General features: G+C 54.4%; 15 protein-coding genes and 1 riboswitch. Of the genes, 9 read left to right on the top strand and 6 right to left on the bottom strand.

Annotated features, from left to right (window positions below; genetic code table 11):
* Positions 1 to 120: 120 nt before the first annotated feature.
* From JKK62_RS07280 to JKK62_RS07260, 5 genes are all read right to left on the bottom strand, one after another.
* Positions 121 to 735, bottom strand: a complete 615-nt coding sequence (locus JKK62_RS07280) for a thiamine diphosphokinase (protein ID WP_201427347.1) — start codon at positions 733 to 735, stop codon at positions 121 to 123.
* A gap of 100 nt (positions 736 to 835) precedes the next feature.
* The gene (locus JKK62_RS07275) at positions 836 to 1,588 is read right to left on the bottom strand and encodes an ABC transporter ATP-binding protein (protein WP_201427346.1); all 753 of its coding nucleotides are present in this window, start codon (positions 1,586 to 1,588) and stop codon (positions 836 to 838) included.
* Positions 1,588 to 2,604 (bottom strand): ABC transporter substrate-binding protein, encoded by a 1,017-nt coding sequence (locus JKK62_RS07270; RefSeq protein ID WP_201427345.1) that lies wholly within the window; start codon positions 2,602 to 2,604, stop codon positions 1,588 to 1,590. The genes JKK62_RS07275 and JKK62_RS07270 overlap by 1 nt, the downstream gene beginning before the upstream one ends.
* Positions 2,601 to 3,392 carry an ABC transporter permease gene (locus JKK62_RS07265; protein WP_201427344.1) on the bottom strand — a complete coding sequence of 264 codons (792 nt, stop codon included), beginning with the start codon at positions 3,390 to 3,392 and terminating at the stop codon, positions 2,601 to 2,603. Before JKK62_RS07265 ends, JKK62_RS07270 begins: the two co-directional genes overlap by 4 nt.
* On the bottom strand, positions 3,361 to 3,657 hold the full coding sequence (locus JKK62_RS07260) for a thiamine-binding protein (RefSeq protein ID WP_201427343.1): 297 nt from the start codon (positions 3,655 to 3,657) through the stop codon (positions 3,361 to 3,363). Before JKK62_RS07260 ends, JKK62_RS07265 begins: the two co-directional genes overlap by 32 nt.
* Before the next feature lie 163 nt (positions 3,658 to 3,820).
* Positions 3,821 to 3,932: riboswitch (TPP riboswitch) on the bottom strand.
* 169 nt (positions 3,933 to 4,101) lie between these two features.
* Between JKK62_RS07260 and feoB the strand changes: the two genes are divergently transcribed.
* From feoB to JKK62_RS07230, 6 genes are all read left to right on the top strand, one after another.
* A complete protein-coding gene (gene feoB, locus JKK62_RS07255; RefSeq protein WP_201427342.1) occupies positions 4,102 to 6,444 on the top strand; it encodes a ferrous iron transport protein B in 2,343 nt (780 codons plus the stop codon).
* A gap of 2 nt (positions 6,445 to 6,446) precedes the next feature.
* Entirely contained in the window at positions 6,447 to 6,590 is a 144-nt protein-coding gene (locus JKK62_RS07250; RefSeq protein ID WP_201427341.1) for a FeoB-associated Cys-rich membrane protein, read from the top strand.
* 645 nt (positions 6,591 to 7,235) lie between these two features.
* The gene (locus JKK62_RS07245) at positions 7,236 to 8,045 is read left to right on the top strand and encodes a lysophospholipid acyltransferase family protein (RefSeq protein ID WP_201427340.1); all 810 of its coding nucleotides are present in this window, start codon (positions 7,236 to 7,238) and stop codon (positions 8,043 to 8,045) included.
* A 76-nt stretch (positions 8,046 to 8,121) separates the two neighbouring features.
* Complete coding sequence (locus JKK62_RS07240) at positions 8,122 to 8,955, top strand: glycosyltransferase (RefSeq protein WP_201427339.1); 834 nt, start codon at positions 8,122 to 8,124, stop codon at positions 8,953 to 8,955.
* Between the two features lie 5 nt (positions 8,956 to 8,960).
* Positions 8,961 to 10,745 carry a glycosyltransferase gene (locus tag JKK62_RS07235; RefSeq protein ID WP_201427338.1) on the top strand — a complete coding sequence of 595 codons (1,785 nt, stop codon included), beginning with the start codon at positions 8,961 to 8,963 and terminating at the stop codon, positions 10,743 to 10,745.
* A 301-nt stretch (positions 10,746 to 11,046) separates the two neighbouring features.
* Positions 11,047 to 11,211 carry a hypothetical protein gene (locus JKK62_RS07230; protein WP_201427337.1) on the top strand — a complete coding sequence of 55 codons (165 nt, stop codon included), beginning with the start codon at positions 11,047 to 11,049 and terminating at the stop codon, positions 11,209 to 11,211.
* A gap of 596 nt (positions 11,212 to 11,807) precedes the next feature.
* On the opposite strand, the gene spoVAE is transcribed toward JKK62_RS07230, so the two are convergent.
* Entirely contained in the window at positions 11,808 to 12,161 is a 354-nt protein-coding gene (gene spoVAE / locus JKK62_RS07225; protein WP_201427336.1) for a stage V sporulation protein AE, read from the bottom strand.
* A gap of 166 nt (positions 12,162 to 12,327) precedes the next feature.
* Here spoVAE and rsxC point away from each other — a divergent pair, with 166 nt between their 5' ends.
* Genes rsxC through JKK62_RS07210 form a run of 3 tightly spaced genes read left to right on the top strand, consistent with a single transcriptional unit; the run spans position 12,328 to position 15,217 of the window.
* Entirely contained in the window at positions 12,328 to 13,701 is a 1,374-nt protein-coding gene (gene rsxC / locus JKK62_RS07220) for an electron transport complex subunit RsxC (protein WP_201427335.1), read from the top strand.
* Positions 13,701 to 14,651, top strand: a complete 951-nt coding sequence (locus tag JKK62_RS07215; RefSeq protein WP_201427334.1) for an RnfABCDGE type electron transport complex subunit D — start codon at positions 13,701 to 13,703, stop codon at positions 14,649 to 14,651. Before rsxC ends, JKK62_RS07215 begins: the two co-directional genes overlap by 1 nt.
* Positions 14,648 to 15,217, top strand: a complete 570-nt coding sequence (locus tag JKK62_RS07210) for an RnfABCDGE type electron transport complex subunit G (RefSeq protein WP_201427333.1) — start codon at positions 14,648 to 14,650, stop codon at positions 15,215 to 15,217. Before JKK62_RS07215 ends, JKK62_RS07210 begins: the two co-directional genes overlap by 4 nt.
* Positions 15,218 to 15,302 lie beyond the last annotated feature (85 nt).

Below are 15,302 nucleotides of genomic sequence, written 5' to 3'. Positions count from 1 at the left end.
ATCCGTCTCCCGATGGTCGACACCTTCCCCCCGAGGGGAAGGCTTTTTTATCCCGAAGGGAAAGCTAAACAGGGAGCTGTCGTATCAACTGCGACAGCTCCCTGTATTTTTTATCTATTTCTATTCTGTCTGCCATACGACCAACAGCTCGCCCTCTCGGACGGAGATCGTCGCCTCTTTGCCGACAAAGGCGTTGCTCACACCGATATGCGAGGTGTTTTCGATCGAACAGTCCTCAACCTCATAATCCAGTCCGCGGATCGTAACGCCCTGCGCGGTGCCGCCAAGGGCGAATACCGAGATCCTGCCGCTCTCACGCGCTTTAAACGTGAATGAGGATCCATGCAGCACGGTAAAGGAGTATTCCTCGCCGATCAACAGCGCCCTTGCGCCGCGGCGGGCGATATCGTGCGCGATCGCGACGTTGGCAAAGGTGTGATCCAGCGCGCCGCCCACAGCGCCGTAGATGATGAACTCCGCGCATCCGCGCTCAAAGCCCTTTTCCACGGCATAACCCACATCGGTCATATCCTTGCGGACAGGCAGGGTGACGACGTTTTCCGCGTCGGGGATCCTGTTGAGGGAATCGAAATCCCCCACCGCAAGGTCGGGATCAATACCCAATGACAGCGCCGTATCATAGCCCTTATCGGCAGCGATGATGAAGTCGCCGGACTCAGGCTTGATCGGCAAACAGCTCACTTTCAGCGCGCCGAAGATAAAGCATCGGTTCATCCCATGACCTTCTTTCCGTGGTTTTTCGGTGGAGATTGCCACACCTCCTGACGGAGGTTCGCAATGACGATTGAGTGTTTACGATTGGTGAGAGATTCGTTCAAGCGTCCGTTTTGCCCGCGTAGATCTTCGCGATGATATCGCGCTTGTACTGTAAGAATTCCTCCGACAGAACAAACTCCTTGCGGCGCGGTTTCGGCTCAGTGATGACGATCTCATCGGTGAGACCGCCGCCGTCCAACAGATAGATGCGGTCGGACAAGAGGATCGCCTCGTCCACATCGTGGGTGATGAACAGCGTCGAGAGCTTGATCCTGTCCATTACGTCCAGATACCAGCGGTGCATCTCGCTTTTGGTGAGGGTGTCGAGCGCGCTGAACGGCTCATCCAGCAATGCGACCTGCGCCGAGAACAGATACGTCCTGAGCAGTGCGGCACGCTGCTTCATGCCGCCCGACAGCTCGACGGGATAGCGCTTTTGCGTTCCCTCGATGCCGAACTCCTCAAAGTAGCCGCCGACCTTCTCACGTGCCTCTTTCTTCTTCATGCCTTTGATGATCAGCGGCAGCGCCACATTATCCTCGACCGTGCGGTACGGCAGGAGCATATCCTTTTGCAGCATATAGCTGACCTTGCCGCTCTGTCCCGTGATGTCCTCGCCGTTTAACAGTATTTGTCCCTGCTGAGGCTCCAAGAGCCCCGCGATGATATTGAACAGCGTCGTTTTACCGCCGCCGCTCACACCGAGCAGACAGACCAGCTCACCGTCGTTCAGCTTGAGATTTACGTTATTCAGGATCTTGTTCTCGCCGTCATAGCTGAACGTGACATTTCTGACTTCCAGCTCCGCCATTACTCGGGAAGATATTCGTTGGTAAAGCCGCCGTTCTCGGGAACCTCGGCTTCAGACAGCTTGTTATCGTTGATCCATTTGAAGAAAGCGCTCCAGCGCGCGGCGTCAATAAAGCCCCAGCGCTTTGCGTCGGATATGTATTCCTTAGACAGATACTTCTGGCTCGCCTTGACCTGCTCGGCGTTCAGCTCGGGCGCGTTTTTCAGCAGGATATCCGCCGCGCCGTCGGGATCGTCGATCGCGTATTCATAGCCCTTCTTCAGCGCGGAGAGGAACGCCTTTGTCTCGTCGGGATGCTCCTCGATCCAGGTGTTATTGCCGACGACAACGGGAGAATAATAATCAAATACCGGATCGACGTCCTTGAACGCGAAGAAATCGGTCTCGAGATCAGCCTGCTCCGTCGCGATACCTGCCCAGCCGTAATAGACCCAGATCGCGTCAACGGTACCCGACTGCAGCGCGGACACCTCATCGGTCACGGTAGAGGGGATCAGCTCGACCTTGCTGAAATCGCCGCCGTCATCCTCGACCACCTTCTTCAAGGTCGCCTTTTCGATCGGCAGATCCCAGGTCGCGTACTTCTTGCCTTCCAGACCCTTGGGGCTGTCGATGCCCTTTCCTTTCAGGGAAATGATGCCGGAGGTGTTGTGCTGGACGAGCGCCGCGACAGCCGTGATCGGGATCGCGTCTGCGCCTGCCAACGCGGGGGGCAGGTAATCCTGGAACGACACGCCGAACTGCGCCTTGCCGGAACCGACCAGCATCTCTGCGCCGTCCTCGGGCGGCTGAACGATCTCTACGTCCAGACCGGCTTCCTCAAAATAACCCTTATCCTTTGCGACATACAGACCCGTATGGTTGGTGTTGGGCGTCCAGTCGAGGACAAAGGAGATCTTTGTCTTTTCAGCGGAATCCGCGGTCGACTTATCGGTTTCGGTTTTCTGCGATCCGCAGCCCGTTACGGCTGCCATCGCCAATAAACATACTAAAATAACAGCAATCAGTTTTTTCATTCTTTACTCCTCCTGTGATGGTAATGTGTTTTTTCCCACGGCATACACGCGTGCTGGATCAACTCTGTCAACCAGATCAGGATCAGGCTGATCACGGAGATCAGAATGATCACCGCGAACATCTTGTCGGAGGCAAACGACTTGCGGACTCTGGTCATATAACAGCCCAGACCCTCCGTGCCGCCGATCCATTCCGATACGACCGCGCTGACGACCGCGTATGATACCGATATCTTCAAGCTGGAAAAGAAATGTCCCAGCGAATTCGGCAGCTTGACATAGCGAAAGATCTGCATCCGATTCGCGCCCATCGAGCGCATCAAATTGACGGTATCCTTGTCCACCTCGGAAAATCCCTGCAGCAGGCTGATCGCGATCGGGAAGAACACGACCAGCACGATCAGCACGATCTTCGGCAGCATCTGATAACCCATCCAGATGACGAGCATCGGCGCGATCGCCACGGTGGGTATCGTCTGGCTGACCACGATCAGCGGATAGACCGTCTTGCGCACGAGCGCGAACCGATCCATCAGCACCGCCGTCAAAAAACCGATCAGGATGCCGAAAAACAGACCGATCATGGTCTCGGTCAGCGTCACACGCGCGTGACTGAGCATCAGCTGCCAATCCTCCTTGAACGCCCCGATCACATCCCCCGGTGAGGGCAGGACGAACTTGGGGATCCCCGTAAAGCGGCACACGCAGTACCATATCGCCAGTATCAGCAGAAAGATCCCGACACGCGGCGCGACCTTACTGATGGTGCTTCGTAACTTTGCGCTCAATCGTCAGTACATCCCCCTCCGGTCGGTAATCGACCTTGATATACGCCAGCACAGACGGCGCGCCCGCGCGGATGGCGATATGCTGACATTCCTTGACGATATCCATCAGCTCGTCATAATCGCCCTCGATCGCGGTCTCAAAGGGACCGACATAGCATTTGAGCCCCGTGCTCTTGATATACGCGATGACCTCGTCGACGATGCGGATCAGCTCTTCGTCATTCTGTGCCTCGGGCAGCGTCTGGATCGCTACACTTGCGTTCATACAAATACCTCCTTATTATAAGTTGAGATTGCCACAGGGCGCATTTCAGATTGTCATTGCGAGGAGGAACTTTGTTCCGACGTGGCAATCTCAACCTTAACCATTGCGCCCTTCGCAATGACTATTGAAAATAAAAAAGCACCACGCCTCCGCATGGTGCCAGATCAACTTGATGACAGCTCCCTACGACGGCATTATCCGTATCAGGTATAAGGGTCAAGAGCGCCTCAGCTCTACTCTCAGCCGACTCTGCGTCAGCCCCCCTGTGGTGTTTTCTGCATTTATTCTATACCTATGTTAAACGTTTGTCAAGCGGGATCACAACCGTTTTTGATGAATTGATCCCGCAATCGGAATAAAAACGCCCGACTATCGCCATATATTGTTGACAAACGGCAAGTCATTCGGTATCATTTTTAATAGATACACAAAGGAGTACCCTTCATGCAATTAAAAGAACTGAAAACAGGACAATCCGCCGTCATCACGGCGGTAGGCGGCGAAGGACGGCTGCGCCAGCATTTTCTGGATATGGGCGTGATCCCCGGCACACAGGTCAAGCTGGTCAAGCTCGCCCCCATGGGCGACCCCATGCAGCTCACGCTCCACGGCTATGAGCTTTCCCTGCGCCTTGCCGAAGCTGAAAAAATAGAGGTCGAACCGATCGAAAAAACCAATCAGATATCTCCTCCTAAAAAGGCAAAGAGCGACCACCCCGGCTTAGGTGAGGGCGGTAAATTCCACCCCAAGGGCAGCGGCGATCCTCTGCCCGATGACGCGATCTTGACCTACGCCTTAGTCGGCAACCAGAACAGCGGCAAGACCACGCTCTTCAATCAGCTGACAGGCTCCAATCAGCATGTCGGCAACTTCCCCGGCGTGACCGTCGACCGCAAGGACGGCGTCATCAAGGGCCACAAAAACACCCTCATCACCGATCTGCCCGGCATCTATTCGATGTCGCCCTATACCAATGAAGAGATCGTCTCGCGCAGCTTTGTACTGGACGAAAAGCCCCGCGCGATCATCAACATCGTCGACGCGACCAACATCGAGCGCAACCTCTACCTGACCATGCAGCTGCTCGAGATGGACACCCCTGTCGTCGTCGCGCTGAATATCATGGACGAGCTGACCGCCAACGGCGGCTCCGTGGACATCAACCAGCTCGAATCTCTGCTCGGCGTACCAGTCGTGCCGATCTCCGCCGCCAAGAATCAAGGCGTGGACGAGCTGGTCACGCACGCGATCCACATCGCGCATTATCAGGAAAAACCCATGCGGCAGGACTTTTGCTCCGCCGATGAAAAAGGCGGCGCGGTACACCGATGCCTGCACGCGGTGCGTCACCTGATCGAGGACAAGGCAAAAAAAGCCGACATCCCCCTGCACTTCGCGGCAAGCAAGGTCGTCGACGGCGATGAGCTCATCCTCGAAAAGCTGAACCTTGACAGCGGCGAAAAAGAAATGCTCGAACACATCATCACCCAGATGGAAAAGGAATGCGGGCTGGATCGCAACGCCGCCATCGCAGATATGCGCTTTTCCTACATCCACAAGGTCTGCTCCCGCACCGTGACGAAGCCCGCCGAAAGCCGCGAGCATCGCCGCAGCGTCAAGATCGACCGCATCCTGACGGGAAAGTTCACCGCCATCCCGATGTTCATCCTCATCATGGGGCTGATCTTCTGGCTGACCTTTGATCTGATCGGCGGCAACCTGCAAAACCTGTTGGATGCGGGGATCTCCAATCTGACCGATATCACAAAAAACGCGATGGAAAGCGCCAACGTCAACCCGATCCTTACGGGGCTGGTCACCAACGGCGTCTTTACGGGCATCGGCAGTGTGCTCAGCTTTTTGCCGATCATCATCACGCTGTTTTTGTTCCTGTCGATCCTGGAGGACAGCGGCTATCTGGCACGCGTCGCGTTCTTTATGGATAAACTGCTCCGCAGGATCGGTCTGTCGGGACGCAGTATCGTTCCCATGCTGATCGGCTTCGGCTGTACCGTACCGTCCGTCATGGCGACGCGTACCCTGCCCAGTGAGCGCGACCGCAAGATGACCATCCTGCTCACCCCCTTTATGAGCTGTTCGGCTAAGCTGCCGATCTACGGCTTCTTTGTCAGCGTCTTTTTCACGCAGTACAGAGGGCTGATCTTCACCGGACTCTACCTCTTGGGCATCATCGTCGGGATTTTGATCGCGATGCTGTATAAGAGAACGATCTTCAAGGGTGAGGCGGTGCCGTTCGTCATGGAGCTGCCCAACTATCGACTGCCCGGCGCGAAGAACGTGATCCGCCTGTTGTGGGATAAGGCGAAGGACTTTATCCAGCGGGCGTTCACCGTCATCTTCATCTCTACGATCATCGTCTGGTTCCTGCAAAACTTCAATCTGCAGTTCAACATGGTCACCGACTCACAGGACAGCATCCTCGCCCAACTGGCGGGGCTGATCGCGCCGATATTCGCACCGCTCGGCATGGGCGACTGGCGCATCGTCACCTCACTGATCAGCGGCGTGATGGCGAAGGAAAGCGTTGTCTCCACCTTAAAGATCCTCTACACCGGCGGTATCAGCTCGGCGATGACAGCCCTGACCGCGATCTCCATCCTCGTGTTCAGCCTGCTCTACACCCCCTGTGTGGCGGCGATCGCCTCCGTCAAGCGTGAGCTGGGACACAAATGGGCGATCGGCGTGGTCATCTGGCAGTGCGTCGTCGCCTACCTCGTCACCACGATCGTTCACCTGATCTGTGTGCTGTGCGGAATGGGAGGCTGAATATGAACCTTGCCGATATCCTGATCATCTGCGCGATCGCCGCGGCTGTGATCGCGGCGGTGGTTTTCATCATCCTGCGCAAACGCAAGGGGAAAAGCTGTTCCTGCTCCTGTGAAAACTGCCCCTACCCCTGCAAAAAAAGCTGAGATAAAGCGCAATATCATTTGATTAAGAAAGGCTCCTTTCGGGAATCGCATCATTCGATCGAACGTCAGCGATATACCTTTTCCTTTCCTTAATGATATGGGAGTAAAGTCGATGATAATTTACCGCAAAACCATTTTCAGAAAATCTGAATTATTTTCATAAAAAAAGCAGGTTTTTTTCATTTCAGACAGGACTTTCCTATTGATTTTATTATTCTGTATTGCTATAATAATTTTATGATTGACGCCTGTTTGCCGACAATGCAGCGATACGGATTTTTTGCAATAGATTGTGTTATTTTATTGCTTTTTGATACAACGGCTCCGATCATCACGGAGTCGTTTTTTCTGCCATGCGCGGCAGATTCGGTCTAAATCCCCCGAATTCGGTCGGTAGAGTGCTGTTTTTGCGAAAAATCCGCATGAACAGTGCGTTTTTTCGGTGCGTTCTACTGTCGGTAGAGCCCGTTCTACCCGCTGTTGAGAGCTTTGTAGAACCATCGCGTTCAGATGTAGACAGTTTTGGGGCGACAGTTACTTTTCAACGCTTCACAACTTTGCTATAATGATTCCCGAAAAACGCCGTGACCAAACGGCGTATCATGAAGCGTCATGCCGACGGAATTTGCGTAAAGGAGGCTGTTCGTGGATAACCGCAAGGTGATATACTATCAGGATGAACTCAACGATGAATTCTCCACGGCGGTCATCGAAGCAAAGAAGATCGACGGCGACTATGTCTATGACCGCAAGGGACCCGTCCGCGCGTTCACCCGCTTCTTCTGGTATCGCATCGTCGCGACGCCGATCGCGTTTCTGTACGCCAAGCTCAGCCTGCACCAGCGATCGGTCGGACGCGAAAAGCTCAAGCCCTTTCGCAAGCAGGGTATCTACCTGTACGGCAACCATACACAGGCGATCGGCGATCCTTTCACACCCAACGTCTTTTGCTTTCCCAAGCGGGTGTCCTTCATCGTGCACGCCAATAACGTATCGATGCCGTATCTCGGACGGATCAACCCCTCGCTGGGCGCGATCCCGCTGCCCGATACGCGGGATGCCTATCGCAACTTTCAGGACTGCATCGCGGGCCGCATCGAAAAGCACCACGCCGTCGTGATCTATCCTGAGGCGCATATCTGGCCGTACTACACCCATATCCGACCCTTTCCCGACGGCTCCTTCGGCTATCCCGCCAAGGACGGAACGCCGGTGTTTTGCTTTGTCAACACCTACCAGAAGCGCGGCAACAAGCGCAAACCGCGCATGACCACCTACATCGACGGGCCTTTTTACCCCGATATGGAGCTGCCCCTCAAGCAGCGCCGCAAAAAGCTGCGCGACGAGGTGTATGAGCAGATGTGCCGACGCGCCGAGCTCTCCAATGTCGAGGTCATCCAATACATCAAAAAGGAAAAAGAGGACGACACGACTCAGCAGACTGAATCAGGCTGAAAAACTGCTGTCATCTTCCTGATGTCACCTGACCTCTTGTCAGCGTGAAACCATCATCAATCAACGGAGGTATATCATGGTAAACGTACTATTCTGCGGAAACGACGGTGTTTTCGACGGATTTCTCACCTGCGCCTTATCGCTGATGAAGCGCACGAAATCCGACGAACCCTTTTCGTTCCGGATCTTTACCATGGAACTGCCCCGACTGAATCCCAAATATACCGGCGTCCCCGAGGAGCACATCGAACTGCTCCGCAAGACCGTGCAAAAATATAATCCTGAAAACACCCTGAAGGTCATCGACGTCACCGCCCTGTATGAGCAGGAATTCGCCTATTGTCCCAACGAGGGCGCCTATTGCTCGCCCTACACCCTGCTGCGGCTGCTCGCCGATCTGGTCGACGACATCCCCAAGGACGACAAACTGCTGTACCTCGACGCGGATATCCTCTTCCAGCGCGACGTGCATCTGCTGTACGATATCGACCTTGAGGGCTATGAATACGCCGCGGCACGCGACCATTACGGCAAATACCTCCTGTATCCCAACTATGTCAACGCCGGCGTTTTGCTGTTCAACATGGCGCAGTCAATTAAGAATGGCTTATTTGAAAAGGCACGCCGCGAATTAAGGCGAAAGAAATTCCTTTTTGCCGACCAGACAGCGCTGATCCACGCGACAACAAAGAAAAAGCTGTTGCCCCAGCGCTTCAACGACCAAAAATTTCTCCACCCGCACACGGTGGTCAGACATTTTTCCAAGCGTCTGTTCTACACCCCCTACCCCCACACCGAAAACATCAAGCAGTGGCAGGTCGACAAGGTCCACAATGTTTTCGGCTACTACGAATTTGACGACATCCTCAACGAATACCTCACGATTATGACGAAGAGTAAACCGGAGTAAGAGCTATGAACAAGAAAACTATACCGATTTTTTACGCGTGTGACGAAGGCTTTATCAAGTATTCCGTCGTATCCATCCACTCGATGATGGTGAACGCCTCACCCGATTATCACTACTGCATCTATATCCTGCACGCGGGCATCTCTGAAGAAACACAGAAAAAAGCGACCAAGCTCGCTGAGGGCAACGAGAATTTTGACGTCATCTTCACCGACGTCAGCGAGCGTCTGCATGCCATCACCGACGCGCTGCCCGTGCGCGATTATTACAGCAATACCACCTATTTCCGCCTGTTCATCGCGGATATGTTCCCCGAGTACGACAAGGTCATCTATATCGACGGCGACACCGTCGTGCAGGGCGATATCAGCGAGCTGTACAACACCGATCTGGGCGACAAATGGATCGGCGCGTGCCACGAACAGGCGATGGTGCAGACCGACCACTACGGCACCTATGCCGAAAAGGTCGTCGGCGTATCGCGCCATAACTTCTTCAACGCGGGTCTGCTGCTGATCAACGCCAAGCTCTTCCGTGAAAAAGAGATCCTCAAGCGCTTTGCCGACCGTCTGGCGGAATACCAGTTCGTCGTCACCCAGGACGAGGATTACCTCAACCTGATCTGCAAGGATCACATCCTGTGGCTCGACCAGCGCTGGAACACCGAGGCATACTGCTCCTTCCCCTATCCGATCGAAGAAGCAAAAATCATCCACTATATCATGGTCAGCAAGCCGTGGCACTACCCCGACTGCACCGGCGGCGACATCTTCTGGCATTACGCCGAAGAGACCGAGGTGTATGACGAGATCAAGGCGGTGCTCGATAACTTCACCGATGAAGATAGAATAAATGATGCGGAGGTCATGGACAACTTGTTAGCATTGGCGAAATTTGAAACCGATCGTGACGATAACTACCAAAAACAGCTCGACAGCTACGTCCGTGCCAAGGACAGAGTTGAAATACTCGAAAAGATCGCACAGCTCGAGCGCGAAGGCCGCTTCGACGTGGACGTCGAGGACGATCCGCCCTCACGCACCCTCATGCCCGACGAGATCGAATACGGCAAGCGCGGTATCACCAAGAAGATGAAGAGCAAGGTAGCCTTTGCCGCGGCACGCCGCTACGTCAACTATCTGATCGCGGACAAAAAGCTGATCATCAAGGACATCAAGGGTATCGAGAACTTCCGCAATCTGAACAGCGGTGCGATCATCACCTGCAACCACTTCAACGCCTTCGACAGCTTTGCGATCCAGCTGGCATACGACGCGGCACAGCAGCCCGACCGCACTTTCTGGCGCGTCATCCGCGAGGGCAACTATACCTCGTTCCCCGGCTTCTACGGCTTTTTGATGCGCAACTGCAACACCCTGCCCCTCTCCTCGAACCTGCGCACCATGAAGAAGTTCATGAAGGGCGTGGATATGCTCCTGCAAAAGGGCGACTTCATCCTCGTCTATCCCGAGCAGTCCATGTGGTGGAACTACCGCAAGCCCAAGCCCCTCAAGAACGGCGCTTACAGCTTTGCGGTACGCAACAACGTACCCGTCCTGCCGTGCTTCATCACCATGCAGGATTCCGATATCATGGGCGAGGACGGCTTCTTTGTACAGGAATACACCATCCACATCGGCGAGCCGATCTATCCGAATCCCGATCTGTCCTACCGCGAGAGCGTCAAGGATATGCTCGACCGCAACTATCAGCTGTGGAAAGAGATCTACGAGCGCGAGTATCACATGCCGCTGGTATACGATACCGCCGAGCTGGAGGACGCGGAATAACAGAATGACCGGAGGCTATCACTTTGATGATGTGGTAGCCTCTTTTTGTAGGGGACGACGTTTGAACACGCGTGTTCGACGTCCCGCGGCAGAGCTTTGATTCAAACCGCAAACGCCGCATAATCGCCCCATCCGCGGCAATAATAAAGCTGTCACGGTGATTGATTTTGCCCGATCACCCCAATATGTACCGCAAATGATGAAAGTTTTCAGAAACTTACATACAATATATTGACTTTTTCAAAATTTCTGGTATTATTTTCTTATACATTGTATTACATTAAGATTCAGGAGGCACGGTATGTGTAATAATTGCGATGGTAAAAAAACTGTAAAGTGGATTATCTGGATTGCTGCCGCAGTAGCAGCTATCACAGCTGCGGTTACCGCTTTCTTTGTCATAAAAGAGAAGCAGAAGAGAGAAGAAGAAGAACTTGAGGAATACCTCGATTATTCAATACAGTAAGCACTAAAGGCGGAGGGCAATAGTCCTCCGTTTTTAGTTTGGGCACGCGTGCCCTTTTCTTTTTTCTCAATGATAAAGACATCGATCAAAGGCACATGGATTCCATGTGTCTTTTTTTTGTTTTCATTACGAGGACGCGACGTTTCCGTCAAATTGTGTAGGGGAGGGGTGCTCCCCGTTGGGGAGACGTCACGAAGTGACAGTGGGAGATTCCCCTGATAGGGGAAATGTCCGCGAAGCGGACAAAAGGGTTGCCGTTCTCGCTTAGAGAAAGGCGTCTCCGCCGAGGAATGCTCCTCCCGGAACGTTCCGGATAAATGTCATTCACCGCGAAGCAAATACTGACTTCCGTAGGGTACGGCGCTTGGACACGCGTGTCCGACGTACCGAAACCTTTCCTTTTCGATTGCTGCATCATGCGGAGCAAATACCTGTTTCCGTAGGGATGGTCATTGACCATCCGCACGACAGAAATATTTCTGTTTTATCTTACGTTTTCGATATAGGAAACGCATTGCAGCGGGAGGGTCAAGACCCTCCCCTACAATAAACGTTGCATCGTCCGGTAATTCCTAATTACTAATTCCTAATTATCTCTACTTCTCCTTCGGTCTGCTGATCAATCCCGCCGTCAGCGACAGCACCACTGCCGCGCCGATGCCCGCTGCCGCCGAGGACAGCGCACCGGTCAGGATCCCGATCGCGCCCTCTTTGTCTACCGCGTCGCGTACACCCTGCGCCATCAAATGCCCGAAGCCCGACAGCGGCACCGTCGCGCCCGCACCCGCGAACTCCGTGAGCGGCTCGTACAACCCGATCGCGGACAGCACAACGCCCGCTACCACGAACCCCGTCAGAATCCGGGCCGGGGTCAGCGAGGTGCGGTCGATCAACACCTGTCCGATCAGACACAGCGCTCCACCTACCAAAAAAGCCCATAAAAACTGCATATTTAGCTCTCCTTTGCTCTTGATTCTTCGACAATAAGTTATTTATTTAACAATTATTTTATATTGAAAAACAGCCTTATTAATGTTATTATATATTAATAGCGTGTTTTAATACGTTAAATTATTAAATAGAGTAAGTATATATTGTTATGAAGGAGGTATATTTTTGGCTGAACTTAGTTTTCCTAAGCGACCCTACCGCACCAAGGGCGGCGTACATGCTCCGCACAACAAGAATACAGCGCACAAAGAGAGCCTGATGCTGCCGGTGCCGAGTATGGTCGCTCTGCCGATGACACAGCATATCGGCGCGCCGTGTAAGCCGCTGGTCAAGGTCGGCGACATCGTGGACGTCGGTCAGCAGATCGCGGGCAGCGACGCCTTTGTCAGCGCTCCGATCCACGCCAGTGTTTCCGGTAAAGTCAAAAAAATCGACAAAATCACCATGCCCGACGGCGGTAAGGTAGAAGCGATCTTCATCGAAAGCGACGGTGAACAGCGCCTTTCTCCCGACATCCGACCGCCCAAGGTCGAAAGCTTGTCCGATCTGATCACCGCGATCCGCAACAGCGGTCTGGTGGGCTTAGGCGGCGCGGGATTCCCGACATCCGTCAAGCTCAATATCCCCTCGGACAAGAATGTCGACACCATGATCATCAATGTCGCCGAGTGTGAGCCCTACATCACCTCCGACCACCGCGAGATCCTCGAGAACTCATGGGATGTGATCTCGGGCATCATCACGGTCAAGGAATTCCTCGGTATCCACCGCGTGATCATCGGTATCGAGAACAACAAGCCCGACGCGATCAAGGCACTGCGCGAGATCGCCGACAGCAAGGTCGATCCCGAGGACGAGATCCGCGTACTGCCCATCAAGGCGACCTATCCGCAGGGCGCCGAGAAGATCCTGATCAAGGCGTGTACCGGACGCGAGGTCCCCGTAGGCGGTCTGCCCAGCGACGCGGGTTGTCTTGTGATGAACGTCGGCTCCATCGCCTTCATCTCCCGTTATCTCAAGACGGGTATCCCGCTGATCTCACGCCGACTGACGGTCGACGGCGGCTGTATCGAAAACCCCGTCAACGTCATCGCTCCCATCGGCACCCCGATCAAGGACGTCATCGAATTCGTCGGCGGCTATAAGGAACAGCCCTACAAGCTGATCATGGGCGGCCCCATGATGGGTATCGCCCTGCCGAACGATGATCTGTATATCCTCAAGCAAAACAACGCGATCCTGGCTTTGTCCGAGAAAGAAGCGAAGCATCACGAACCCACGGCGTGCATCCGCTGCGGCAAATGTCTGGACGCGTGTCCGATGCACTTACAGCCGCTGGAGCTTGCGAACGCGGCTGACCGCGGCGATATCGACGGGCTGAAATTCTACAACGCCATGAACTGCATGGAATGCGGCTGCTGTTCCTTCACCTGTCCCGCTAAGCGCCATCTGGTGCAGAATATCCGCGTGGGCAAGGCGCTGATCCAAAAGGCAAAGCGTGAAGAGATCGCCTCGAAAGATAAGGGAGGTAAGAAGTAATGGAAGCAAAATTACACGTCTCCTCCTCACCGCATTTTAGAGGCAATAACACCACCCGCCGCATCATGCTCGACGTCATCATCGCGCTGATCCCGGCGGCGGTCATGGCGTGCGTGATCTTCGGGCTGCGCTCCATGGTACTGATAGCGATCTGCATCGCGACCTGTGTGCTGCTCGAATTCATCTCGCGCAAGATCATGAAGCGCGACACGACCATCGGCGACTTATCCGCCGTCGTGACCGGTCTTTTGCTCGCGCTGAACTTACCCGTGGACATCAATCCACTGATCGCCATGTTCGGCTGTCTGATCGCGATCGTCGTGGTCAAGCAAATGTTCGGCGGTATCGGCATGAACTTTGTCAATCCCGCGTTAGCGGCGCGTATCGTCCTGCTGGTATCCTTCCCCCGTCCGATGATGCACTGGGTCACCGCGGCAGGCGCTCCTCAGGCTGCCGCGATCGACGCGACCACCTCCGCGACGCCTTTGGCGGCTGAGCCCGGCATCTACTCCTATGTCGATCTTCTGCTGGGTCGCTGCGGCGGCTCCATCGGCGAGGTCTGTGCCGCGGCGCTGATCCTGGGCGGCGTCTATCTGGTCGTCCGCCGGGTCATCTCCCCCATCATCCCCTGCGTCTATCTCGCGACAGCAGCTGTGATGAGCCTGATCGTCGGACTCGATCCGCTGTATCAGCTGCTTTCGGGCGGTCTGATGATCGGCGCGATCTTCATGGCGACCGACTACACTACCTCGCCCGTCACCAAGTGGGGCAAGGTGATCTATGCCGTCGGCTGCGGTATCCTCACGATCCTGCTCCGCGCCTATTCCAATATGCCCGAGGGCGTATCCTTCTCGATCCTGTTGATGAATATTCTGGTGCCGCTGATCGAGCGCGCTACCATTCCCCGCACACTGGGCTACATCAAAAAGAAGAAGGGGGAGCAGAAATGAAAGTAAAAATCACCCCGAAAGCGGTTTTGATCCCGACGCTCTCCCTGTTTTTGATCTGTCTGGTCGTCACCGCGGCGCTGGCGCTGACCAACAACATCACCGCCAAACAGATCGCCGCCAACGATCAGCAAAGCAAGGAAGAAAGTATGCTGACCGTCTGTCCCGGCGCGAAAACCTTTGAAGAGGTCATCCCCGACACCATGTATAAGGGTCTGGATGACAGCGGCAAGACGGTGGGCTATGCGATCTCCACCGCCACCCAGGGCTACGGCGGACAGGTCAAGGTCATGACCGGCATCGCCGACGGCTCGATCATCGCCGTAGACGTATTCTATAATAATGATGAAACGCCGGGTCTCGGCAAAAACACCTCAAACGAATCCTTCCGTGATCAATACAAGGGTCTGAACGTCAACGAGGATATCGTCGTCAGCAAGGACGACGCCTCCGGCAACGCGCAGACGGTCGACGCGGTCACCTCCGCGACGATCAGCTCACGCGCCGTCACCAAGGCGGTCAACGACGCGTGTCGGCTCTATAACGAAAATGTAAAGGGGGCAGAGTAATGGAAAAACGCAGTTACCTCAAAGAACTGACCAAAGGCATTATCAAAGAGAATCCCGTTCTCTGTCTGGTGCTGGGCACCTGCCC

The organism is Ruminococcus difficilis, assembly GCF_016680995.1.
The sequence above is the reverse complement of the archived record's forward strand: the minus strand, read 5'-3'. Positions and strand labels throughout refer to the sequence as shown.